Raw genomic sequence first — 22,728 nt, 5'->3', positions numbered from 1 at the left:
TGACTCACCTGGTGGCGTTGTGGCCGCCAATCCTTCGCGCCGGTCGATGGCGCCGAACGAGGATCGCGTGGTGGGCGCCCGAAGCTTGGAATGCCTGTGCTCAATGTAACCACCCCGCGGCAGAGCGGTGGCGAGGTCGAGAGCGCGGTTTGCAAAGTCCTGGTGAGAACAAAAATCGAACTTGAATTTGGAACAAAAGGGGTACATTGTAGCTGCAAGAGACGTTGGCGGCGATCCGTTCAGGGGCGATTTCGGAACCGGTTAGAGCTCCGCGTGATCGGCAGTCATTGAGTTTCATTCACGCCCCGTGCCATAAGGACGACATCAATGTCCCAGTCCAGTTTGCGACTCGTGGAAGGCAGCTCCATGGATAAGACCAAGGCCCTCGATGCCGCGCTCGCCCAGATCGAGCGCGCCTTCGGCAAAGGCTCGATCATGCGTCTCGGCAAGTCGGAGACGATCGAGATCGAAACGGTGTCGACCGGATCGCTGGGGCTTGATATCGCGCTCGGCGTCGGCGGCTTGCCGCGCGGGCGTGTGATCGAGATCTACGGGCCGGAATCGTCGGGCAAGACGACGCTTGCCCTGCACACCATCGCCGAGGCACAGAAGAAGGGCGGCGTCTGCGGCTTCATCGATGCCGAACACGCACTCGATCCTGTCTACGCGCGCAAGCTCGGGGTGAAGCTCGACGATCTTCTCATTTCGCAGCCCGATACCGGCGAGCAGGCGCTCGAGATCGCCGACACGCTGGTGCGCTCGGGGGCAATCGATGTGCTCGTGGTCGATTCGGTCGCGGCGTTGACGCCACGCGCCGAGATCGAGGGTGAGATGGGCGACATGCAGCCGGGCATGCAGGCGCGGCTGATGAGCCAGGCGCTGCGCAAGCTCACAGCCTCCATCTCGCGCTCCAACACGATGGTCATCTTCATCAACCAGATCCGGATGAAGATCGGCGTCATGTATGGCTCGCCGGAAGTGACGAGCGGCGGAAACGCCTTGAAATTCTATGCGTCCGTCCGCCTCGACATCCGCCGCATCGGCGCCATTAAGGATCGCGACGAGGCCATCGGCAACACCACCCGCGTCAAGGTGGTGAAGAACAAGGTGGCGCCGCCGTTCAAACAGGTCGAGTTCGACATCATGTATGGTGAGGGCGTCTCGAAGGTGGGCGAGCTCGTCGATCTTGGCGTGAAGGGCGGCATCGTCGAAAAGTCCGGTGCCTGGTTCTCCTTCGACAGCCAGCGGCTCGGCCAGGGTCGCGAGAACGCCAAGCAGTTCCTGCGTGCCAATCCCGATGTCGCCGACCGGATCGAGCTCGCCATCCGGCAGAATTCAGGTGTCCTCGCCGAACGCATTCTGGAGAATGTCGAGCCTTCGGTTGACGATCTCGATGAAGGCGCCGCCTGACACCATTGACGTGCCCCGGCACCATGCCGGGGCCTCCTTGGCTCGCTCCGCTCCGGCGCCTGCGTCACTTGGGCCTGCGTTTGCCGGCGGTGCGCCGCAAGAGCTGCGCGATGCTCTCGACAGGGACGTGTCTCGCCTCTAGAAACACGGGCTCCTGCAAGGGGATCCTTGCCGCGCGGACCTCGCAGCCGGATGCGTGCTGCCGGTCCCGTGGCGGGCCCGCAGGAAGAAGGCGGCGCGAAGGGCGCCGCCCCGGTGTGCGGATGTGAGCCTGATGAGCGGCGTCAACGAGATCAGATCGAGCTTCCTCGATTTCTTTGCCAGAAATGGCCACGAGGTGGTCCCGTCCAGTCCGCTCGTGCCGCGCAATGACCCGACGTTGATGTTCACCAATGCCGGGATGGTGCAGTTCAAGAACGTCTTCACGGGCATCGAGAAGCGGCCGTATACGCGCGCGACGACGTCGCAGAAATGCGTACGCGCCGGTGGCAAGCACAACGACCTCGATAATGTCGGCTATACGGCGCGCCATCATACCTTCTTCGAAATGCTCGGGAATTTCTCCTTCGGCGATTATTTCAAGGCGGATGCCATCGAGCTCGCCTGGACACTGGTGACGCGAGAGTTCGGGCTGCCGCAGCAGAAGCTGTTGGTCACCGTCTTTTCCGAGGACGATGAAGCTTACGATCTCTGGAAGAAGATCGCCGGCCTCTCGGACGAGAAGATCATCCGCATCCCGACTTCAGACAATTTCTGGCAGATGGGGGACACGGGTCCCTGCGGCCCCTGTTCGGAGATTTTCTACGACCACGGCGATCATATTCCGGGCGGCCCGCCCGGCAGTCCGGATGCGGACGGCGATCGCTTCATCGAGATCTGGAACCTCGTCTTCATGCAGTTCGAGCAGATCGCCCCGGGCAATCGGCTCGCCTTGCCGCGTCCCTCGATCGATACTGGCATGGGGCTCGAACGCATTGCGGCGGTGCTCCAGGGCACGCACGACAATTACGCGACCGATCTCATGCGGGCGCTCGTGATGGCAGTCGCCAATCTGACGGGGGTCGATCCGGACGGGCCGCAGAAGGCGAGCCATCGGGTGATCGCCGACCATCTGCGGGCATCGGCCTTTCTGGTGGCCGATGGCGTTCTGCCGTCGAACGAGGGCAGGGGCTACGTTCTCAGGCGCATCATGCGGCGCGCCATGCGCCATGCGGAACTGCTCGGCGCCCGCGAGCCCGTGATGTGGCGGCTTGTACCCGCTCTCGTGCGCGAGATGGGGCAGGCCTATCACGAACTCGTCCGTGCCGAGGCGCTCATCACCGAGACGCTGAAGCTCGAGGAGACCCGCTTCCGCAAAACGCTGGAACGCGGGCTGTCGATCCTCGAAGAGGAGGCGCAGTCGCTCAAATCGGGCGACAGGCTCTCCGGCGAAGTCGCCTTCACGCTCTACGACACTTATGGATTTCCGCTCGATCTGACGCAGGATGCGCTGCGCGCCCGTGATATCGGCGTCGATACGGAGGCTTTCGACGTCGCCATGCAGCGTCAGCGCGAGATGGCGCGGGCCGGCTGGGCGGGGTCGGGCGAGGCCGCAACGGAGGCGGTGTGGTTTGGGCTACGCGAGAAGCTCGGGGCGACCGAATTCCTGGGTTACGACACGGAGGTCGCTGAAGGCGTCGTCACGGCCCTGTTGCGGGACGGGCGCGAGGTCGAGGAACTCAATCCCGGCGAAGAAGGCCACGTCATCCTGAATCAGACGCCGTTCTACGCGGAATCCGGCGGCCAAGTCGGCGATGCCGGGACCATCAGCGGGCCGGGCTGTGCCGTCGATGTGCTCGATACGCAAAAGAAGCTCGGTGACCTCTTCGTGCATCGGGTTGCGGTGCGCAGCGGCGGCTTGAAGCACGGCCAGGCGGTCGAACTCACTGTCGATCACGCGCGGCGATCGGCGATCCGGGCCAATCACTCGGCGACGCATCTCCTGCACGAGGCCTTGCGGCGCGTCCTCGGCGACCATATCGCCCAGAAGGGGTCGCTCGTCGCGCCGGACCGCCTGCGTTTCGACTTCAGCCATCCGAAGCCCATTTCGGAAGACGAGCTCGCCGAAGTCGAGGACATCGCCAATCGCGTCCTTCTCGAGAATGAGGAGGTCGTGACCCGCCTGATGGCGGTGGACGATGCCATTACCTCGGGCGCGCGCGCGCTTTTCGGCGAAAAATATGGCGATGAGGTCCGGGTGGTCTCGATGGGCCATTCGCCCGGCGGCAACAGCGTCTTTTCGATCGAGCTCTGCGGCGGCACCCATGTGCGCCGCACGGGCGATATCGGTCTCGTGTCGATCGTCTCGGAGGCCGCGGTCGCAGCCGGTGTCCGGCGCATCGAGGCGGTCACGGGGGAGGTGGCGCGCCACCATCTCGCGGAAGAAGGCCGGCAGTTGAAAACGCTCGCCGGCATGCTGCGGGTCCCGCCGAGCGAGGCGGGTGCGCGTCTCGAGTCATTGATCGAGGAGCGGCGTAAGCTCGAGCGTGAGCTCGCCGAGGCGCGCAAGCAGCTCGCCACGGGCGGTGGCGGGAGCGACCTCGTCAAGACGATCGCCGGAACGAATTACCTCGGCCGTGTCCTGGCCAATATGCCGGCCAAAGAGCTCAAGGGTGTGGTCGACGACGCCAAGAAGCGGATCGGCTCGGGTGTCGTCGCCTTCGTGAGCGTCGCCGAGGACGGCCGAGCGAGCCTGATTGTCGGCGTCACCGCGGATAAGGCGGGCGCTGTCGATGCGGTCGCGCTCGTCAAGGCCGGTGCCGCTGAGCTCGGGGGAAGCGGCGGCGGCGGTCGACCGGATCTCGCCCAGGCTGGTGGGCCGGACGGCGCGCGCGCGGCCGAGGCGCTGGCGGCCATCGAGGCCGCGATTGCAGGATAAATGCATCGCCAGTAGGGACCGCGGAGATCGGCTTGGGCCACTGAGATGTGCCTCAGCTGATTTGGCTTGCGGCCGCGCTCCGGGTGACGACGGCCTCGCCGGCGGCGCTTAGCCCCGCGAAATCGGCTGCTCCGGGCCTTCTGCCGAGCGATGCCCGAGGGCCTGATCGAGCGCGCGCTTGAGGTCGCCGATCAGGAAGGGCTTGGCGAGCAAGATGTGGGCGGTATCGCTCGCCACGTCCTTGATCCGGTCGGCGCCATAGCCGCTCGCGAAGATGATGCGCAGATCAGGCAGGCGCTTGCGGCATTCTGCGGCTAGCGCCGCACCGCTCATGTCCGGCAAGCCGATGTCGGTAATCAACAGGTCGATCGGCTGACCCGCCTCGACGATGGCCAGGGCCGAGCGGCCATCATGCGCTTCCTCGACCTCATGGCCAAAATCCAAGAGCATGTCGTTCGTCGTCAAGCGGACAAGCACCTCGTCCTCGACGAGCAAGATCTTGAGCTTGCGCCCGTCGGCCGGGGAAGCGCCCGGGTCAGCATTGGCCATGCGTCAAATACCTCGTGTGGCGCCGCGGGATACCGCACCTGCCGATGCCGCATCTATTCGACCGAACGCCCGCCCCCCGAGCGCCTCGACGCCTATTCGGCGGAGCCGCGGCAGCTTAGGGGCGAGTGCAGACCTTTAGAGATGGTGCTTTGTGCACGATGGAGCAAGCGTGAGCTTAAGCTGAAACCGCCAAGAGAGCGCCCGGACACCGGCTTCCGGCGATCCGCCGGAGGAGACGCCGCCGCTCTCGGCGCAAACAGGAGAGCCAGCGCAGGACCGCCCCGCGCCCGCGCGCATGTTCTCGTCCGACAGATGTCGTGTTGCGGAACATGCGCGGGGGCCGGCACGCTCAGGCCATCGCGGTCTTGAGATTCTCGTCGATCTTGTCGAGGAAGCCGGTGGTCGACAGCCACTTCTGCTCGGCGCCGACGAGAAGGGCGAGGTCCTTGGTCATGAAGCCCGCTTCCACGGTGTCGACGCAGACCTTCTCGAGCGTGTCGGCGAAGCGCTTGAGCTCGGCATTGTCGTCGAGCTTGGCGCGGTGCAGCAGGCCGCGCGTCCAGGCGAAGATTGAGGCCATGGAATTGGTGGAGGTTTCCTTGCCCTTCTGGTGCTCGCGGTAGTGGCGCGTCACCGTGCCATGGGCCGCCTCGGCCTCGACCGTCCGGCCATCCGGCGTCATCAGCACCGAGGTCATGAGCCCGAGCGAGCCGAAGCCTTGCGCGGCGGTGTCGGACTGCACGTCGCCATCGTAGTTCTTGCAGGCCCACACATAACCGCCCGACCATTTGAGGCAGGAGGCGACCATGTCGTCGATCAGCCGGTGCTCGTAGGTGAGGCCGAGCGTCTGGAACTGTGCCTTGAACTCGGCGTCGAACACCTCCTGGAAGATGTCTTTGAAACGCCCGTCATAGGCCTTGAGGATGGTGTTCTTCGTGGAGAGATAAACCGGATATTTGCGGGCGAGACCGTAATTGAACGAGGCCCGGGCGAAATCGCGGATCGACTCGTCCAAATTATACATGGACATGGCGACGCCGGCGCCCGGAAAGTTGAAGACCTCTTTCTCGATCACCGTGCCGTCTTCGCCCTCGAACTTAATCGTCAGGCGGCCCTTGCCCGGCACCTTGAAGTCGGTTGCGCGATACTGGTCGCCATAGGCGTGACGGCCGATGACGAAGGGCTGCGTCCAGCCCGGCACGAGGCGCGGCACGTTTTTGCAGATGATCGGCTCACGGAAGATGACGCCGCCGAGGATGTTGCGGATGGTGCCGTTCGGCGACTTCCACATGTCCTTCAGATTGAATTCCTTCACGCGGGCTTCGTCCGGCGTGATCGTCGCGCATTTGACGCCTACGCCATATTTCTTGATGGCTTCGGCCGCCTCGACCGTCACGCGGTCGTTGGTGGCGTCGCGGTGCTCGACGCCGAGATCGTAGTATTTCAAATCGACGTCGAGATAAGGATGGATCAGCTTGTCCTTGATGAGCTGCCAGATGATCCGGGTCATCTCATCGCCGTCGAGCTCCACGACCGGGTTGGCTACCTTGATCTTTGCCATTGATGTCACCTCGCATGGGAGAAGAGGTCGCGGCGCGCGCTTGCTCGCCGGCGTTAGCTGCTTCTACAGCGCGACATGCGCCGGGGGAAGGCTCGTTCCGCGGATTGCGCATGCAGCCAAGTCACGCGGGTGGCGACCAAGTCATGCAGGGAATGGCGATTGGCCCGGACGCGCCGCCGGGCTATATGCCGCGCAAGCGAAGAAGAGGATCGTGAAGGCGCTATGGCTGGGACGGATCGATCAAAGACGTCGTTCACCGGCGGGCCTGCCGTCATTCTGGTTGCGCCGCAACTCGGCGAAAACATCGGCATGACGGCCCGCGCCATGGCCAACTTCGGCCTCTCGGACCTGCGCCTCGTCGCGCCGCGCGATCCCTTTCCCAACAGCCAGGCCGAGGCGGCCGCAGCCGGGGCTCTGCATGTGATCGAGGCGGCGCGGGTCTTCACCGATTTGCGGTCGGCGATGGCGGACCTGAACTACGTCTTTGCGACGACGGCGCGCGAGCGCGGCCAGATGAAGCGCGTCTTCGCCGCCGATATCGCCATGACCGATAGTGCTCGCCGGATCGCGCAGGGCGAGCGCGTCGGCATTCTCTTCGGCCGTGAGCGCACCGGCCTCGAGAACGACGACATCGCACTCGCCGACGCGGTCGTTACCTTTCCGGTCAATCCCGCTTTCGCCTCCCTTAATCTCGCCCAGGCGGTGCTGCTCGTCGGCTATGAATGGATCAAGGCAAGCGGCGTCGACCTTCCGTTTTCGACGCCCGGGCGCTCGCCGCCGGCAACGCGCGAGGCGCTCATGTCCTTCTTCGATTTTCTGGAGGCGGAGCTCGATCGCTGCGGCTTTTTCGTGCCGGCTCACAAGAAGCCGGTGATGACGCGCAATTTGCGCAACATCTTCCACCGGATGGAACTAACAGAACAGGACCTGCGCACGCTGCGCGGTGCAGCGGTGGCCTTGGTCAACGGCCGCCGCGGTGGCCGCAATGCCGTGCAATCAGGCCGGCAGGGCAGCGCGTTGGCTACACAAGGCGAGCCCAACCCTGAGCCTGACGAGAGCTGAGAGCAACGATCTGAATTCCGGCGCAATTTGAAGCTTTCGGTAAGGACCTCGCGCGATAAAGTCAGTGCAGCGGGCCATCGAGGGTAGGGCAGAATGCGTCTCGACATCACCGCCGGGAGCCCAGGCCGGATAGCGGAACTGCCGATGCAACGTCCTACCGTTCTCGTGTTCGATTCCGGCCTCGGCGGCCTCACCGTCTTCGCGGAGCTCCTCAAGGCGCGGCCGGATGCGGATTTCGTCTATGCCGCCGATGATGCCGGCTTTCCTTATGGCCGTCTTGCGGAGCCTGCGCTCGTCGCCCGGGTTGTGGCGGTCATGGATCGGCTCGTCGCGCGGTTCCGGCCCGATCTCGTCGTCATTGCCTGCAACACGGCCTCCACGGCAGTCCTGCCGACGCTGCGGGCGAGGCACAGCATTCCATTCGTCGGCACGGTCCCGGCCATAAAGCCGGCAGCGGCGCTCACCCGGACGAAGCGCATCAGCGTGATCGCCACGCCGGGCACGGTGAAGCGCGATTATACGCAGGGGCTCATCGCGAGCTTTGCAGCCGATTGCGCGGTCAATCTGGTGGGAGCTTCGCGTCTGGCCTCGCTCGCCGAGGCGGAACTCAACGGGGTCGCCGTCCCGGACGTGGAGATCGCGGCGGAGATCGCGCCAGCCTTTGTCCAGGAGGGCGGGCTGCGCACCGATGTGGTCGTGCTCGCCTGCACCCATTATCCGCTCCTGCGACCGCGCCTCGAGCGCCTTGCCTCCTGGCCGGTCGCCTGGATTGATCCGGCGCCTGCCATCGCCAAGCGTGCCGTTCAACTGCTCGTCGAGCAGGGCCACACCGCCCCGGAGCCTCCGGCCCTGCCCGGTGAGGCGCAGGCGGTTTTCACGGGTGGGGCGACGCTCACCCCAGCGCTCGTCGCGGCGCTGGCCGCGCGGGGGCTCTCGGGCGCTGGCGTTCTCACCATGCCGCTCTCAGCCGAGGTTGCGGCTGCATTATAGAAGGTTGGCGGGGCTGGCGATGGAGGATCATCACGAGGATCAAGCCGCCCGCCGCGCATCTCCCGACAGCCCGGGGCCGGCGCCGTTGTGGCCGTTCACGCTGGTCGCTCGGTGGCTTGAGCGGATCGACCCGGGTACCCATCGCCGCATCAAGGGGCTTCGTCTTGTCACGGCCTATGGCCTTGCCGCCATGTTGGGGACCATGCCGGATATTGCTGGCGGTTTTGCCAGTGGTGGCTCTCTGAGCATGCTTGCCGGAGGCTTCGCCTTATGGGCAAGCGTTTCCGAGGGGAAGGCGATGCGCACTGAGTCGAGTCGCGATCTCGTCCTCCTTGTCGCTGCCGCGGCGCTGGGCGCCATCAGCTTTCTCGTGTTCGCGCCACTTCTCAGCGGCTTCGGCCCGGCCGGCCCAGAGGTGATGCTTGCCCTGGGCGCGTTCCTTGTCGGCCATCTCAAGCGCTTCGGCATCCTTGGTGGAGGATTGGGATCGCAGGTCTATATCGGGCAGCTCCTTACTTACGGTACGAAGCTGACGACGGCTGATATCGGTCTGGTCGCGGTGGCTGCTGTGATCGCCGCCATCGCAGCGGTGGTGCCGCGCATGCTGAGCGGCCCGGCAGAACGTCCGGTGACCGCACTGACCCTTTCGGCGGCTCCCCGCGCCGGCGGGCGGTATTTCTCGCCGGAGCTCGTCATGGGCCTGCAGGCCTGTGTTGCGGGGCTGGTCATCGTTGCCTTGAACGAAATGCTTGGCCTTGTCCAATCCGCATGGGCGATCACGGCCAGTACCTATGTCATCACCAATTCGGCGCTCGGCACCGTGGATCGTGCACGCCGACGGATTATCGGCACCATCATCGGTGTGCCATTGGGCATCGCCTGTCTTCCGATTGCCGCCCACGCGCCCCTTCTGATCTGGACTGCAGCCGCCCTCGCCATGGTGATCTATGCCATGGCGCTGCCCGAGCATTATGAGATCGCATGCGGAGCCTTTGCTTTCACCCTCGTGGTCACATTGGCCGTGACCGGCGAGCATTCCGTCGCGCTGCTTTTCTCGCGTCTGTGGGAGACCCTCATCGGCGCCGGCCTTGGTCTCGTCGTCGCGACCATGATATGGCCCTTGCGGACCATCGACGACAGGCGCGCCTGATTGGCGCGTAGGCTATCGACGGACGGTTGACTCCGACGGCATGGCGCCTTAGAGAAACCGGGCTCGCGCGGGCTTTTCAGCCCGCGTGTGCGTTTTTGCGCACCCGTGGCCCGGTAAATCCGGACCTGTCGTCGCCCGCTCTTTCGGCGGGAGAAGAGGAGGGCGCGTTCCTCACAAAGCTCGTTGTCGAGAGGACACGCGATGTCGAAAAGAATACAGGCGAAGTACAAGATCGATCGGCGCCTCGGTCAGAATATCTGGGGCCGCCCGAAGAGCCCGGTCAATCGCCGTGAATATGGCCCCGGCCAGCATGGCCAGCGCCGCAAAGGCAAGATTTCCGACTATGGCACGCAGCTGCGCGCCAAGCAGAAGCTGAAGGGCTACTACGGCAATATCTCCGAGAAGCAGTTCCGCCGCTATTATCAGGAGGCGATCCGCCTCAAGGGCGACTCCGGCGAGAACCTGGTCGGTCTGCTCGAGCGGCGTCTCGACGCGGTGGTCTACCGTGCGAAATTCGTGCCGACGCCTTTCGCCGCGCGCCAGTTCGTCAATCACGGCCACATCAAGGTCAACGGCCGCCGGGTGAATATCCCGAGCTATCTCGTGAAGCCGGGCGATGTGGTCGAGGTGAAGGACGCTTCGAAACAACTCGTCATCGTGCTCGAAAGCGTCGGCCTCGCCGAGCGTGACGTGCCGGAGTACATCGAAGTCGACCACAACAAGATGATGGCGAAGTACGTCCGTATCCCGACCCTCTCCGACGTGCCCTATGCGGTGCAGATGGAACCGAATCTCATCATCGAGTTCTATTCGCGCTGATTGCATCCGCTTTCGATTGAAAGGCCGCCTTTATGGCGGCCTTTTTTATGGCTCCTTTCGGCGAGTGATTCGGCAGCGAACGAAATTGCTGTCCGAAACGGATCGTTTCTACGCGCATAGCGAGTGAAATAAGGGGCAGTGCACCCAAAGGATGCCGAAATCCTGTTGCTTTTCAGCCCTTCTGCACAATTTCTACGCGTATATCCCATGTGGATGATGGACATATCGCTCGGATGCCAGCTTAGCTTTGGCTGCCGGAGCGGGTCCGGCATCCTGGTAAGGGGGTACTCATGAAGAAGGCAGCGGCCGAATTCGTCGGCACTTTCGCATTGGTCTTCTTTGGCTGCGGCGCGGCGGTCATCGCGGGCATGGGCACGGGGCCCACGGCGATCGATGTTCTCGGCATCGCTTTCGCCTTCGGCCTCGCCATCGTTGCCATGGCCTATGGCATCGGTCCGGTTTCCGGCTGCCACGTCAATCCGGCCGTCAGCTTCGGCGTTCTGCTCGCCGGGCGTATGTCGGTCGGCGACTTCATCCAGTATGTGATCGCCCAGGTGCTCGGTGCACTAGCCGGGGCGCTGGTCCTTTATCTCATCCTGTCCGGCAAGGCGTCCGGCTGGACCGGGGGCCTTGGTCAGAACGGCTGGGGGCCGGGGTATCTCGGCGAGTATAATATCGTCTCGGCCTTCGTCTTCGAGGTGGTTGCGACCTTCCTGTTCCTGGTCTGCATCCTCGGCGTGACCCAGCCAGGCGCACCGTCGACTTTCGCCGGCCTCGCCATCGGCCTGACGCTCGTCGCGATCCACATCGTCGGCATCAATGTGACCGGTGTTTCAGTCAATCCGGCGCGTTCTCTGGGGCCCGCCATTGTCGGCGCCGTTTCCAATCCGACCGCGCTCGCGCAGGTCTGGCTGTTCATCGTCGCACCGTTGATCGGCGCCGGTATCGCCGGGCTCCTGTTCAAGTCGGACGGTCTCCTCACCGCGAAGAGCTGAGCCGTCCAGCCGCGAAGCAACAGCCCGTGCCGGGTTTATCCGGCACGGGCTTTTTGATGCGTGGCCATTCGGGCGGCTTGTGGCTTTTCAGACGACCTTCAATCCCACGATCCCGGCAACGATCAGCCCGATTGCGGCGAGGCGTGCGGCGGTCGCAGGCTCGCCGAAAAGCGCGATGCCGAGGATCGCCGTGCCGACCGTGCCGATGCCGGTCCAGACCGCGTAGCCCGTGCCGACCGGCAGCGTCTTCAAGGCGAGGCCGAGCAGACCGAGGCTGATGATCATCGAGAGGCCGGTCAGAACGGACGGCCAGAGGCGCGTGAAGCCCTCGGTGTATTTGAGGCCGACGGCCCAGCCCACTTCGAACAGTCCGGCAATGATCAGATAGACCCAGGCCATGTGAGGCTCCCTTGCCGCGGGGCCGTCCCCGCCCAGGCGTCACACCGGCGCGGTCGTCCGCGCGGCGTCAGAGATAAGCGCTGATCGTCTGCAGGCAATAGGCGCGGCTCACCGCAGCCGCTTGAGAAAACCTGCGAAGCGCATCAGCCCCTCAGGCCATGGGCCATGGCCTGAGTCGGCATTGATATGGCCGGCCTCGCCCGCATCGGCCAGCGTCACACCCCAGGCGGCGGCGAGCTCCGTCGCTTCCTCGAAGGTGCAAAAGGGGTCTGCGCGGCTGGCCACCAGCACGGCCGGGAAGGGCAGGCGAGCCCGGGGCAGGGCGGCGAAGGCCGCTTCGCATTCGGGCAAGGCCGCGAGCACCTGCTCGCTCGGCGGTGCGACCAGGAAGGCGCCCCGAACCACGCTCCTCGGGAGATGCGGGGCGGCATGGGCCACTGCGATCACCCCGGCGCTGTGGGCGACGATGATTACGGGCCGCGTCGCCGCGACGACCGCCGCGACCAGACGGTCGCGCCAGGGCTCGACCGCAAGCCGCGACCAGTCGTCCTGCGCGACACGCACCGCAGTCGAGAGCTTCTCCTGCCACCGGCTTTGCCAGTGGTCCGGGCCGGAGCCGCCGAGCCCTGGCACGAACAGGATGTCGAGATCGGCGACGCGCATGCGGCCCTCAGCTGCGGCCGAAGACGCGCTGGAAGATGGTGTCCACGTGCTTCAAGTGATAGGTGAGGTCGAAGCAAGCTTCGAGCTCGGATTTCGGAATCCGCTGAATCACTTCCGGGTCGTTCTTCAACAAGGTCAGGAAGTCGCCTTCGCCGCGCCACACGGGCATCGCGTTGCGCTGCACGAGCCGATAGGAGTCTTCGCGACTCACGCCCTTCTGGGTCAGCGCCAGCATGACACGCTGCGAATGCACGAGCCCGCCGAGGCGGTCGAGGTTCTGCTGCATATTCTCCGGATAGACCACGAGCTTGTCGACGACGCCCGCGAGGCGCGCCAGGGCGAAGTCGAGCGTCACCGTGGCATCCGGCCCGATCATGCGTTCGACCGAGGAATGGGAGATGTCGCGCTCGTGCCAGAGCGCCACATTCTCCATCGCTGGCAGCGCATAGGAGCGCACCATGCGAGCGAGCCCCGTGAGATTTTCGGTCAGCACCGGATTGCGCTTATGCGGCATGGCCGAGGAGCCCTTCTGGCCCTCGGAGAAGAATTCTTCCGCCTCGTAGACCTCCGAGCGCTGCAAATGGCGCACCTCGATGGCGAGCCGCTCGATGGAGGAGGCGACGACGGCGAGCGTCGCGAAATACATGGCGTGGCGGTCGCGCGGGATGACCTGGGTCGAGACTGGCTCGACGGCAAGCCCCATTTTCTCCGCAACATAGGCCTCCACCCTCGGGTCGATATTGGCGAAGGTGCCGACAGCCCCGGAAATGGCGCAGGTCGCGACCTCGGTGCGGGCCGCTAGCAGCCGGGCGCGGGCCCGGCTGAATTCCGCATAGGCCTGCGCGAGCTTGAGGCCGAAGGTCACCGGCTCGGCATGAATGCCGTGCGAGCGGCCGATGGTCGGCGTCATCTTATATTCGAAGGCGCGCCGCTCGAGCGCCGCGAGCAGCGCGTCGAGGTCCTTCAGGAGAAGGTCGCTGGCCCGGACGAGCTGCAGGTTGAAACAGGTGTCGAGCACGTCGGACGAGGTCATGCCCTGGTGCACGAAGCGTGCCTCGGGCCCGACGATCTCGGCGAGATGCGTCAGGAAGGCGATGACATCGTGCTTGACCTCGCGCTCGATGGCATCGATGCGCTCGACGTCGAAGACCGCCTTCGACCCCTTCTCCCAGACCGCCTCGGCGGCCGCTTTCGGCACCACGCCGAGCTCGGCGAGCGCCGTCGTCGCATGCGCCTCGATCTCGAACCAGATGCGGAATCGCGTCTCGGGCGACCAGATGGCGACCATCTCGGGGCGGGAATAGCGGGGGATCATACAGCAGTCCTCAGTTCATCGGGGCGGGCCGGGGCACGTCCCAAGTGCAATCTAAGCCCATTCGCCGCGGGCGGCCTCGCCGGCCCTGCGGATGGCCTCGACATGACCGGCATAGACTTCGGCGCCGCCCTTGAAGACGGCCGAGCCCGCAACGAGCGCGTCTGCACCTGCGGCAACGGCGAGCGGCGCAGTCTCGGGCGTAATGCCGCCGTCCACTTCGATACGGATGTCACGCCCGCCGATCATCGCCTTGATGCGTTCGATCTTCTCGACCGCAGCCGGGATGAAGGCCTGGCCGCCGAAACCCGGATTGACGCTCATGACGAGCACGAGGTCGACGAGGTCGAGCACATGCGCGATCGTCGTCTCGGACGTCCCCGGATTGAGGGCGACGCCCGCTTTCTTGCCGAGCGCATTGATGGTCTGCAGCGAGCGGTGCAGGTGCGGCCCGGCCTCGACGTGGACGGTGAGGCGGTCGGCGCCGGCCTCGGCGAATGCTGCCAGATAGGGATCAGCCGGCGCAATCATCAGATGCACGTCGAGCGGCTTCGTCGTTGCCGGCCGGATGGCGCGCACAACCTCCGGGCCGAAGCTGATGTTGGGCACGAAATGCCCGTCCATCACGTCGACGTGGATCCAGTCCGCGCCGGCGGCATCGATGGCGCGGACCTCCTCGCCGAAGCGCGCGAAATCGGCGGCGAGAATTGAGGGGGCGATGACGAGCGGGCGGGTCATGGCAACCGGCTTCCGATGAGAGGATGGGCGGCAGGTAGCATGCGGCGGACGATGCGGCAAATCGGGGTGTGTCGAGACCTATATGGATAGCCTTTCAGACTGCAGGACGGTATCACCGCGTTGCGGTGCGAAGATGGTGAGGAATTCCATGCAGGCGGACGTGGTCGTTCTCGGTGCGGGTATCGTCGGGATCTCGGTTGCCCTCCACCTGCAAAAGCGCGGCCGATCGACCATCCTCCTCGACCGCCGCGGCGCTGCCGAAGAAACCTCCTATGGCAATGCCGGGCTCATTCAGAAGGAGGGTGTCTACCCTTACGGCTTCCCGCACGATTTCGGCGCGCTCTTGCGCTATGGCCTGAACCGCACGATCGATGCCCATTATCACCCCTCGGCACTCCTCGATCTCGCGCCCTTCCTGTGGCGCTACTGGCAGCATTCGCGCCCGGCGCGGCATGCCGAGATAGCCAAGCGCTATGCGACGCTGATCGCCCATTGCGTGGAAGAACACGACGCCCTCGCGGCCGAGGCCGATGCGACCCAGTTCTTCAAGCGCAACGGCTGGTTCAGGGTGTTCCGCACGAAGGAGGCGCTCGACCTCAGGCTCGCCGAGGCGGAACGCTGGCACAAGGAATTCGGTCTCGCCTATCGCGCGCTCGACGCGGCGGCGCTCAAGGCCGAGGAGCCGCATCTCGCCCCGGTGCTGGTCGGTGGACTGCACTGGACGGAGCCGACCACCTGCAACGATCCGCACGGCCTGGCCGTCGCCTATCTCCGGCGCTTCGAGGCGCTCGGCGGGCGTTACGTGCAGGGCAATGCGGCGACGCTCGAAGTGGAGGGCACGGGCTGGCGGCTGACGACTGCGCAGGGGCCGCTCTCGGCGGGCGCAGCGGTGGTCGCGATGGGCCCCTGGTCCGATATGGTGACGCGCTCGCTCGGCTATAATCTGCCGCTTGCAGTGAAGCGCGGCTATCACATGCACTACCGCGCGGCCGGCGAGGCGACGCTCAATCACCCGGTGCTCGACACCGAGCGGGGCTATTTCCTCGTCCCGATGGCGCGCGGCATTCGCCTCACCACGGGTGCGGAATTCGCCCGGCGCGACGGCATGAAGACGCCGGTGCAGCTCAACCGCGCCGAGCCGATCGCGCGCGAGTTCTTTCCGCTGGGCGAGCGGCTCGACAACGAGCCCTGGATGGGCTCGCGCCCCTGCACCCCGGACATGATGCCGATCATCGGCAAGGCGCCGCGCCACAGGAATCTGTGGTTCTCGTTCGGCCATGCTCACCACGGCCTGACGCTCGGTCCGGTGACCGGACGCATGATCGCCGAAATGGTGACGGGCGAGACGCCCTTCGTCGATCCCACTCCCTTCCGTGTCGACCGGTTTTGAGGGCAAAGCGACTGCTGATTGAACGCCGGCCATAGTGACGGGTGGCTCCACGAAGGCGGAGAGGCACGGCAGGCGCGGCGCTTCTAGCGAAGCTGCGATCCGAACTTGTCCTTCCAGGCGGGGCGGGCGCCGGGGAAGGGGAGCGCGGTCGCCTCGTAGACGGCGCGCGCAATGGCGCGGGCGAGGCAATCGGCCGCCGTCGCGCCGATCTCGATGACGTCGTTATTCCTGTCGGTGAGAGGACGCCGGCCTGTCGCCGCCGCAAAGACGGTGTCGCCGTCGGTCAGGGCATGGGAGAGCCTGAGCCCCTTGGCGAGGCCGGTCTGGCCGGTGATCGCCAGTCGCTTGGTCATGGCTTTGTCGAGAACGGCGTCGGTCGCCACGAGCGCGATCGTCGTGGCCGGCTCCGGTGCGCCTTTCCATCGAAGCCGGCGCATCTCGGGCGACACCTTCGTGGGCAGGCCGAGGCCGCCGAACTCGCTGTCCTCCTCAAGCCCGCCGGCCCAGAAATGCGGCCCCTCGCCGATGACCGTTGAGCCGATGGCGTTGACGACGACGAGCGCGCCGACGGTGAAGCCGCCCGAGGTGACGGCGCTCGCCGAACCCAGGCCGCCTTTCAGATCCACGGTCGCTGCGCCATAGCCGCCGCCGGCCGTGCCAATGGCAAAGCTGAGATCGGCCGCCTCGCAGGCGGCATAGCCCAGTTCGCGATAAGGCGGGTAGCGCCCCCAATCCTTGTCGCCGCCGTTCAGGAGATCGAAGCAGATCGCCTGCGGCACCACCGGCACGCGCATGTTGCCGACCGGAAACCCACGTTTCCTCTCGCGCAGCCAGGCCTGGACGCCGGTTGCCGCGTCCAGGCCGAAGCCCGAGCCGCCCGACAGCACGACGGCGTCGACGCCCTCGACGAACCGATCCGGATCGAGGCAGCCGGTATCGCGGCCGGCCGGCGCGCCGCCCACCACCACGCCGGAGGCGACAGTCTGCTGATCGAAGAGGGCCACGGTGACGCCCGAGGCGAGGCGCGCGTTATGGGCATTGCCGACGTGGATGCCGGCGACATCGGTAATGAGATTGCGGCGTTCTGACACGGCGGCCTCCCTGTTCTGCCGAGATTGCGTGACGCAGGTGGCCTGCCGCAAGTGTTCTGCCGCAAGGGCGGCCCATCACTTTCCCGAATGCGGCGGCATGTGCCCTTTCTCAAAGGTGAGGCTGCGGCTAGAACCGCGGACATGACGCATGTGTCCTTCTCGGCAGCCATCCTGGCCGGGCTCCTGAGCTTTCTCAGCCCTTGCGTGCTGCCGCTCGTGCCGCCCTATCTGAGCTATCTCGCCGGCGCGACCATAGACGAGCTCGGGAAGCGGAAGGAACCCGCCCTGAACAGACGGGTGCTTGCCACCGCTTTGCTCTTCGTGCTCGGCTTCTCAACGGTTTTCGTTCTGCTCGGTGCCACGGCCTCGGCGCTCGGCCAGGTCTTCCGGCAATATGTGAATATCCTGGGCACGCTGGCGGGCATCGCCATCATCGCCATGGGGCTGCATTTCCTCGGCGTTTTCCGGCTCGCCTTCCTCTATCGCGAGGCCCGCGTCACGGTCGCCAAGCCCGCCGGGCTCGGCGGCGCCTATGTCATGGGGCTCGCCTTTGCGCTCGGCTGGACGCCCTGCATCGGGCCGATCCTCGCCGCCATCCTCGCCATCGCCGGCTCCGAGGATTCGGCCGGCCAGGGCGCCCTGCTGCTCGCCGTCTATTCAGCCGGGCTAGGCATTCCCTTCCTCGCGGCGGCCTTCGCCATGCCACCCTTCGTCGCCCTCCTGAAGCGCATGCGCTCGCGGCTCGGACTGGTCGAAAAGGCGATGGGCGTGCTGCTCGTGATCACCGGCATCGCCTTCCTGACGGGCGCCATCACGGACGTATCCTTCTGGCTTCTCGAGACCTTCCCGGCATTGAGCCAGCTCGGCTGAAGCAGCAGTGCTAAAGAAAATGGCCGGGACGAGCCCGGCCATCATGCAATGCGAAGGCGAAGTTGCTCAGTTCGTCAGCTCGTTGCCGACGTAGTTGATCTTGCCGTCGGCGCCCTTCTTCCAGACATACATGACGTAGTCCGGACGGGTGATGTCGCCCTTCTTGTCGAAGGAGATATCGCCGAGCACGGTCTTGAAGACCTTGCCGGAATGCATCACCTCGGCCACCTTCTTCGGATCGAGCGATTTCGCCTCTTCCGCGGCCTGCTTGATGATCTGAAAGCCGGCATAGGAATAGAGGGTGTAGGCTTCCGGATCGTAGTTCTTCGCCTTGAACTCCTCGACGACCGCCTTCGCCGCCTCGTTCTTGCGCGGGTCCGGCGCGAAGGTCATGAGCGTGCCATCGGAGCCCGGCCCGGCGATCGACGTGAACTCGCTCGAGACGATGCCGTCGCCCGACATCAGCGGTGTCTTCAGGCCCTGGTCGCGCATCTGGCGGATGATGAGGCCGGCTTCGGGATGCAGCCCACCGAAGTAGACGACATCGACATTGGCGCCCTTCAGCTTCGAGACAAGCGCCGAATAGTCCTTCTCGCCCGGGTTGACGCCCTCGTAGAGCACCGGCTTCAGGCCCTTGGACTCCATCGTCTTCTGCGTCTCGTCGGCAAGACCCTTGCCGTAAGGCGTCTTGTCGTGAACGACGGCGACGTTCTTGCCGTTGAAGTGGCTGGCGAGATAGGCACCGGCCACCGCGCCCTGCTGATCGTCACGGCCGCAAGTGCGGAAGACGTTCCACATGTCGCGCTCGGTCAGCGTCGGATTGGTCGAGGCCGGCGAGATCATCAGCATCCCGGCGTCGTTGTAGACTTCCGACGCGGGAATGGAGACGCCCGAGTTGAAGTGGCCGATGACGAATTTCACGCCTTCGCCGGCAAATTTATTGGCAACGGAGACGCCCTGCTTCGGGTCGGCGTTATCGTCGCCGACCGAGAGCACGATCTTCTCGCCGAGAATGCCGCCTTGCTTGTTGATGTCTTCGACGGCTTGTTCGGCGCCATTCTTGAGCTGAGCGCCGAACGAGGCGATCGAGCCCGTGATCGGCCCGGCAACGCCCATCTTGATATCAGCCCGCGCGCCACTCGCCGCGACGAGGCCGAAGGTCAATGCGACGCCGGCCAATAGGAGAGTCTTCTTCATTCAGCAACTCCTCTGGAATATCCCCTTACGGGAGCTCCTTCGGCGAGCACAACTCGCCTTGTCCCGTACTCTTGCGCCTTTTTTGGCGGAAGTCACTCCGATTCCGAGCCATGCGCCATTCGCCTTTCGAAGGGCATCCGACGGACGCTCAGTCCGTTGCCAGCGGCTGCTCCGGCTGCTTCGGCCGCCAGGTGAAAGGCCCCGTGCGCTCATAGAGCCAGCGGTATTGGGTCGTCATCTGCCGGGCGCGGTGATAGCGGTAGCCGGCGAGCCCGATCAGCATGACGACGATGGTGTCCACCACGTAGTAGTGCAGCGAGATGAGCGTGCCGTCGAACAGGGCGAAGTGGATGAACCGCACTGCCATGCCGAGCACGAGGAGATAGACGACACACTGCGCCACCGCCCCCCAGGTACGCGCCACGGCCCTGCCCGTCATCCAGGCGGCCCAGCCGCCCATGACGCAAGTGACGAGCAGGAAGAGCCAGATCGAAGGCTCTTCATAGAGAATACCTTGCATACGCAATGCCCCTTGATCGATCGCCGGGAGTTCCCGGCCCGCTCAGCCCCTGCCGCCCTCGAGATAGGCTGCTCGCACCTGCGGATTGGCGAGAAGCTCCTGACCGCTGCCCGACATGGTGATGGAGCCCGTCACCATGACATAGCCGCGGTGCGCGAGCTTCAGCGCGTGATAGGCGTTCTGCTCGACGAGAAAGACCGTCATACCCGTCTTGTTGAGCTCGCGAATGACGTCGAAGATCTGCTTGACGACGAGCGGCGCCAGGCCGAGCGACGGCTCGTCGAGCAGGAGCAGCCGCGGACGGCTCATGAGCGCGCGGGCGATGGCGAGCATCTGCTGCTCGCCGCCGGATAGCGTGCCGCCCCGCTGGTTGAGCCGCTCCTTGAGGCGCGGGAAAATGGCGCAGACCTTCGCCAGATCCTCGTCGAAATGGGCGAAGTTGTTGATCGCGGCGCCCATCTGCAGGTTTTCGAACACGCTCATGCGCGGAAAGATGCGGCGCCCCTCGGGCGACTGGGCGATATTGAGCTTGGCGATCTCATGCGTCGGCAGCTGCGTGATGTCGCGGCCGGCGTAGGCGATCGTGCCCTCGCGGGCCCGGGGATTGCCGAAGATCGTCATCATGAGGGTCGACTTGCCGGCACCGTTCGCGCCGATCAAGGTGACGATCTCGCCCTCGTTGACGTCGATATCAATGCCCTTCAGGGCCATGATATTGCCGTAGAAGGTCTTGATCCCTCTGACCGCCAGCAGGGGAACGGGCGCCTCGCGCACGACTGGCGAGGCCTCAGCTGTCGCGCCGGTCTCGCTCATAGCCCCACCTCCGCCTCGACCTTCTCGACCTCTTCGTCCTCGACGCCGAGATAGGCGGCGATCACTCTCGGATCGTTCTTGATATCGGCGGGCAGACCGTCGGCGATCTTGGTGCCGTAATCGAGAACGACGACATGGTCGGAGATTTCCATCACCACCGACATGTCGTGCTCGATGAGCAGGATCGCGGTGCCGTCATGCGTGCGGATGGACAAGAGAAGCTCGTTGAGCTCGTGGCTCTCGCGTGGATTGAGGCCGGCGGCGGGTTCGTCGAGGCACAGCAGCACCGGCTCGGTGCACATGGCGCGTGCAATCTCGAGCCGCCGCTGCGCGCCATAGGGCAGATCCCCTGCGGGATCGTCTGCGCGCTCGGTCAATCCGACTTTGTCGAGCCAGTATTTGGCCCTCTCGACAGCGGCGCGCTCGGCCCGCCTGAAGCTCGGCGCGCCGAAAAGACCGAGGACGGTGAAGCCCGACGCGATCATCAGCGAATTGTGCTGGGCGACGAGCAGGTTCTCCAGAACCGTCATGCCTGAGAACAGCCGGATGTTCTGGAAGGTGCGCGCCACCTTGGCCTTCCAGGCGACGCTGTGGCCCGGCAGACGCTCTAGCAGGAACGAGGCGCCGTTCGTGTGAGCGAGCGTCATCATCCCTTCGGTCGGCTTGTAGAAGCCGGTGATGCAATTGAAGACCGTCGTCTTGCCGGCGCCGTTCGGGCCGATGAGGGCGGTGATCTCTCCGCGGCCGGCGCGGAAGGACAGATCGTTGACGGCGACGAGCCCGCCGAATCGCATGGTCAGATGCTCGACCGACAGGATCGGATCCACCGCGAAATCATAATGCGCAGCCATCAGCCGTGTCCCTCCTTCACGAGGGAGCCGGAGATCGCCTTGCGCTCGCCGAGCACCGCGGAGGGATCGCGATGGGAGACAAGCCCGCGTGGCCGCCACACCATCATCGCCACCATCGCCGCGCCGAAGATGAGAAGGCGGTACTGGTTGGGGTCGAAGTCACTGCCGAAGATCACGCTGAGGAAACCGAGATTGCGCAGCATCTCCGGGCCGGCCACCATGACCGTGGCGGCGATGGCAACGCCGATCTGGCTGCCCATGCCGCCGAGCACGACGATCGACAGGATGATGGCCGATTCGAGGAAGTTGAAGCTTTCGGGCGAGATGAAGCCCTGGCGAACCGCGAAGAATGCCCCGGCAAAACCGCCGAACATGGCGCCCATGGCGAAGGCGGTGAGCTTCGTGTTCGTCGTGTTGATGCCGAGCGAGCGGCAGGCGATCTCGTCCTCGCGCAATGCCTCCCAGGCGCGCCCGACCGGCAGGCGTCTCAGACGCAGGGTGACGATGTTGGTGACAAGCGCGAGCATCAGGATGAGGTAGTACAGGAAGACCATGCGATGCATGGTGCTGTATTCGAGCCCGAAGACCGCTGCGAAGCCGTCGTCATTCGCGGTGAAGGGAATGCCGAAGAACGACACCCGCGGGATGGAGGCGATGCCCGCGCCGCCATTGGTGAGATCCACCCAGTTGATCAGAACCATCCGGATGATTTCGCCGAAGGCGAGCGTCACGATGGCGAGATAGTCGCCCCGGAGCCTCAGGACGGGGAAGCCGAGCAGGATCCCCCAAAAGGCTGCCAGAATGCCGGCGATCGGCAGGCAGATCCAGAATGACAGTCCGTAGGTCGTGGCGAGCAAGGCATAGGAATAAGCGCCGACCGCATAGAAGGCGACATAGCCGAGGTCGAGGAGCCCTGCGAGCCCGACGACGATGTTGAGCCCCCAGCCGAGCATCACATAGGTCAGGACGAGAATGCCGAGATCGATCCAATAGCGCGACCCGTCCAATCCATCATTGATGATGGCGGTGATCAGCGGATAGGCGATGGCGATGCCCAGGAACGCGGGGCCGGCAACCGCGAGGAGCCGCTGGCCGAAGGTGACCGGCGCCTCCACCTTGGTGACGATCGCCTCCTTGCGCGAGGCCAGACGTCGCCGTGTGAGATGCGCGCCGCTCAAGGCCAGCACGAAGCGGACGCAGAAGACGATGAGGCACAGAATCGCCACGACCCGCCAGCGGGTCGTGAGAATCAACTCGTTGCCCATGTCGAGGTCGGTGCGGAAGGCGATGATCGGAATGGACAGGCCGAGCATCACCAGCGCGCCGACGGCGGCGGTCTTGAAGGCGGTCGTGAGATCCGAACCGTGCCGGGCAGATTTGGGCGCGGCGGCGACGATCGGGGCGGGGGGTGGAGCGTTCATTATTGTCTCC

The 22,728-nt window shown here is 65.0% G+C and carries 21 protein-coding genes; 9 read left to right on the top strand and 12 right to left on the bottom strand.

Features of this window, described 5'->3' with window-relative positions; genetic code table 11:
• The first annotated feature begins 327 nt into the window (after nt 1-327).
• On the top strand, nt 328-1,410 hold the full coding sequence (gene recA / locus ACFQU1_RS05395) for a recombinase RecA (protein ID WP_378130087.1): 1,083 nt from the start codon (nt 328-330) through the stop codon (nt 1,408-1,410).
• Nucleotides 1,411-1,684: 274 nt separating this feature from the next.
• On the top strand, nt 1,685-4,327 hold the full coding sequence (alaS, locus tag ACFQU1_RS05390) for an alanine--tRNA ligase (protein ID WP_378130085.1): 2,643 nt from the start codon (nt 1,685-1,687) through the stop codon (nt 4,325-4,327).
• 108 nt (nt 4,328-4,435) lie between these two features.
• On the opposite strand, the gene ACFQU1_RS05385 is transcribed toward alaS, so the two are convergent.
• Both ACFQU1_RS05385 and ACFQU1_RS05380 read right to left on the bottom strand, forming a co-directional pair.
• The gene (locus ACFQU1_RS05385) at nt 4,436-4,876 is read right to left on the bottom strand and encodes a response regulator (protein WP_378130083.1); all 441 of its coding nucleotides are present in this window, start codon (nt 4,874-4,876) and stop codon (nt 4,436-4,438) included.
• Between the two features lie 349 nt (nt 4,877-5,225).
• Nucleotides 5,226-6,437 carry an NADP-dependent isocitrate dehydrogenase gene (locus ACFQU1_RS05380; protein ID WP_378130081.1) on the bottom strand — a complete coding sequence of 404 codons (1,212 nt, stop codon included), beginning with the start codon at nt 6,435-6,437 and terminating at the stop codon, nt 5,226-5,228.
• Between the two features lie 222 nt (nt 6,438-6,659).
• On the opposite strand from ACFQU1_RS05380, the gene ACFQU1_RS05375 reads away from it, so the two are divergent.
• From ACFQU1_RS05375 to ACFQU1_RS05355, 5 genes are all read left to right on the top strand, one after another.
• Complete coding sequence (locus ACFQU1_RS05375; protein WP_378130079.1) at nt 6,660-7,499, top strand: RNA methyltransferase; 840 nt, start codon at nt 6,660-6,662, stop codon at nt 7,497-7,499.
• A 93-nt stretch (nt 7,500-7,592) separates the two neighbouring features.
• Entirely contained in the window at nt 7,593-8,489 is an 897-nt protein-coding gene (murI, locus tag ACFQU1_RS05370; RefSeq protein WP_378130077.1) for a glutamate racemase, read from the top strand.
• A gap of 298 nt (nt 8,490-8,787) precedes the next feature.
• Nucleotides 8,788-9,639, top strand: a complete 852-nt coding sequence (locus tag ACFQU1_RS05365; protein WP_378130075.1) for an FUSC family protein — start codon at nt 8,788-8,790, stop codon at nt 9,637-9,639.
• Nucleotides 9,640-9,840: 201 nt separating this feature from the next.
• The gene (gene rpsD / locus ACFQU1_RS05360) at nt 9,841-10,458 is read left to right on the top strand and encodes a 30S ribosomal protein S4 (RefSeq protein ID WP_378130073.1); all 618 of its coding nucleotides are present in this window, start codon (nt 9,841-9,843) and stop codon (nt 10,456-10,458) included.
• 290 nt (nt 10,459-10,748) lie between these two features.
• Nucleotides 10,749-11,453 carry an aquaporin gene (locus tag ACFQU1_RS05355; RefSeq protein WP_378130071.1) on the top strand — a complete coding sequence of 235 codons (705 nt, stop codon included), beginning with the start codon at nt 10,749-10,751 and terminating at the stop codon, nt 11,451-11,453.
• An 87-nt stretch (nt 11,454-11,540) separates the two neighbouring features.
• On the opposite strand, the gene sugE is transcribed toward ACFQU1_RS05355, so the two are convergent.
• The 4 genes from sugE to rpe all read right to left on the bottom strand — a co-directional run bounded on the left by sugE (nt 11,541) and on the right by rpe (nt 14,565).
• Nucleotides 11,541-11,852 carry a quaternary ammonium compound efflux SMR transporter SugE gene (sugE, locus tag ACFQU1_RS05350; RefSeq protein WP_378130069.1) on the bottom strand — a complete coding sequence of 104 codons (312 nt, stop codon included), beginning with the start codon at nt 11,850-11,852 and terminating at the stop codon, nt 11,541-11,543.
• A 108-nt stretch (nt 11,853-11,960) separates the two neighbouring features.
• Entirely contained in the window at nt 11,961-12,515 is a 555-nt protein-coding gene (locus tag ACFQU1_RS05345; protein WP_378130067.1) for an RBBP9/YdeN family alpha/beta hydrolase, read from the bottom strand.
• Between the two features lie 7 nt (nt 12,516-12,522).
• Nucleotides 12,523-13,830, bottom strand: coding sequence for an adenylosuccinate lyase (purB, locus tag ACFQU1_RS05340; protein WP_378130065.1), 1,308 nt, complete (start codon nt 13,828-13,830; stop codon nt 12,523-12,525).
• A 51-nt stretch (nt 13,831-13,881) separates the two neighbouring features.
• Nucleotides 13,882-14,565: a ribulose-phosphate 3-epimerase gene (gene rpe / locus ACFQU1_RS05335; RefSeq protein WP_378130063.1), complete on the bottom strand. Its 684-nt coding sequence runs from the start codon at nt 14,563-14,565 to the stop codon at nt 13,882-13,884.
• Nucleotides 14,566-14,713: 148 nt separating this feature from the next.
• Between rpe and ACFQU1_RS05330 the strand changes: the two genes are divergently transcribed.
• The gene (locus ACFQU1_RS05330) at nt 14,714-15,955 is read left to right on the top strand and encodes an NAD(P)/FAD-dependent oxidoreductase (protein WP_378130061.1); all 1,242 of its coding nucleotides are present in this window, start codon (nt 14,714-14,716) and stop codon (nt 15,953-15,955) included.
• Nucleotides 15,956-16,038: 83 nt separating this feature from the next.
• Here the strand turns inward: ACFQU1_RS05330 and ACFQU1_RS05325 are convergent, their stop codons facing one another.
• Nucleotides 16,039-17,046, bottom strand: a complete 1,008-nt coding sequence (locus ACFQU1_RS05325) for a P1 family peptidase (RefSeq protein ID WP_378130059.1) — start codon at nt 17,044-17,046, stop codon at nt 16,039-16,041.
• Between the two features lie 141 nt (nt 17,047-17,187).
• Here ACFQU1_RS05325 and ACFQU1_RS05320 point away from each other — a divergent pair, with 141 nt between their 5' ends.
• A complete protein-coding gene (locus tag ACFQU1_RS05320) occupies nt 17,188-17,916 on the top strand; it encodes a cytochrome c biogenesis CcdA family protein (protein ID WP_378130057.1) in 729 nt (242 codons plus the stop codon).
• Between the two features lie 66 nt (nt 17,917-17,982).
• Here ACFQU1_RS05320 and ACFQU1_RS05315 read toward each other — a convergent pair whose 3' ends face one another.
• The 5 genes from ACFQU1_RS05315 to livM all read right to left on the bottom strand — a co-directional run bounded on the left by ACFQU1_RS05315 (nt 17,983) and on the right by livM (nt 22,718).
• Nucleotides 17,983-19,113: a branched-chain amino acid ABC transporter substrate-binding protein gene (locus ACFQU1_RS05315; RefSeq protein WP_378130055.1), complete on the bottom strand. Its 1,131-nt coding sequence runs from the start codon at nt 19,111-19,113 to the stop codon at nt 17,983-17,985.
• A gap of 148 nt (nt 19,114-19,261) precedes the next feature.
• Nucleotides 19,262-19,633, bottom strand: coding sequence for a DUF6867 family protein (locus ACFQU1_RS05310; RefSeq protein ID WP_378130053.1), 372 nt, complete (start codon nt 19,631-19,633; stop codon nt 19,262-19,264).
• 42 nt (nt 19,634-19,675) lie between these two features.
• Nucleotides 19,676-20,446, bottom strand: a complete 771-nt coding sequence (locus ACFQU1_RS05305; RefSeq protein ID WP_378130051.1) for an ABC transporter ATP-binding protein — start codon at nt 20,444-20,446, stop codon at nt 19,676-19,678.
• Nucleotides 20,443-21,297 (bottom strand): ABC transporter ATP-binding protein, encoded by an 855-nt coding sequence (locus ACFQU1_RS05300; protein WP_378130049.1) that lies wholly within the window; start codon nt 21,295-21,297, stop codon nt 20,443-20,445. The genes ACFQU1_RS05305 and ACFQU1_RS05300 overlap by 4 nt, the downstream gene beginning before the upstream one ends.
• Nucleotides 21,297-22,718: a high-affinity branched-chain amino acid ABC transporter permease LivM gene (livM, locus tag ACFQU1_RS05295; protein WP_378130047.1), complete on the bottom strand. Its 1,422-nt coding sequence runs from the start codon at nt 22,716-22,718 to the stop codon at nt 21,297-21,299. Before livM ends, ACFQU1_RS05300 begins: the two co-directional genes overlap by 1 nt.
• Between the last annotated feature and the right edge of the window lie 10 nt (nt 22,719-22,728).

The sequence above is a fragment of the Chelatococcus sp. GCM10030263 genome (genome assembly GCF_042666455.1).
Taxonomy (GTDB): Bacteria; Pseudomonadota; Alphaproteobacteria; order Rhizobiales; family Beijerinckiaceae; genus Chelatococcus.
The sequence above is the reverse complement of the archived record's forward strand: the minus strand, read 5'-3'. Positions and strand labels throughout refer to the sequence as shown.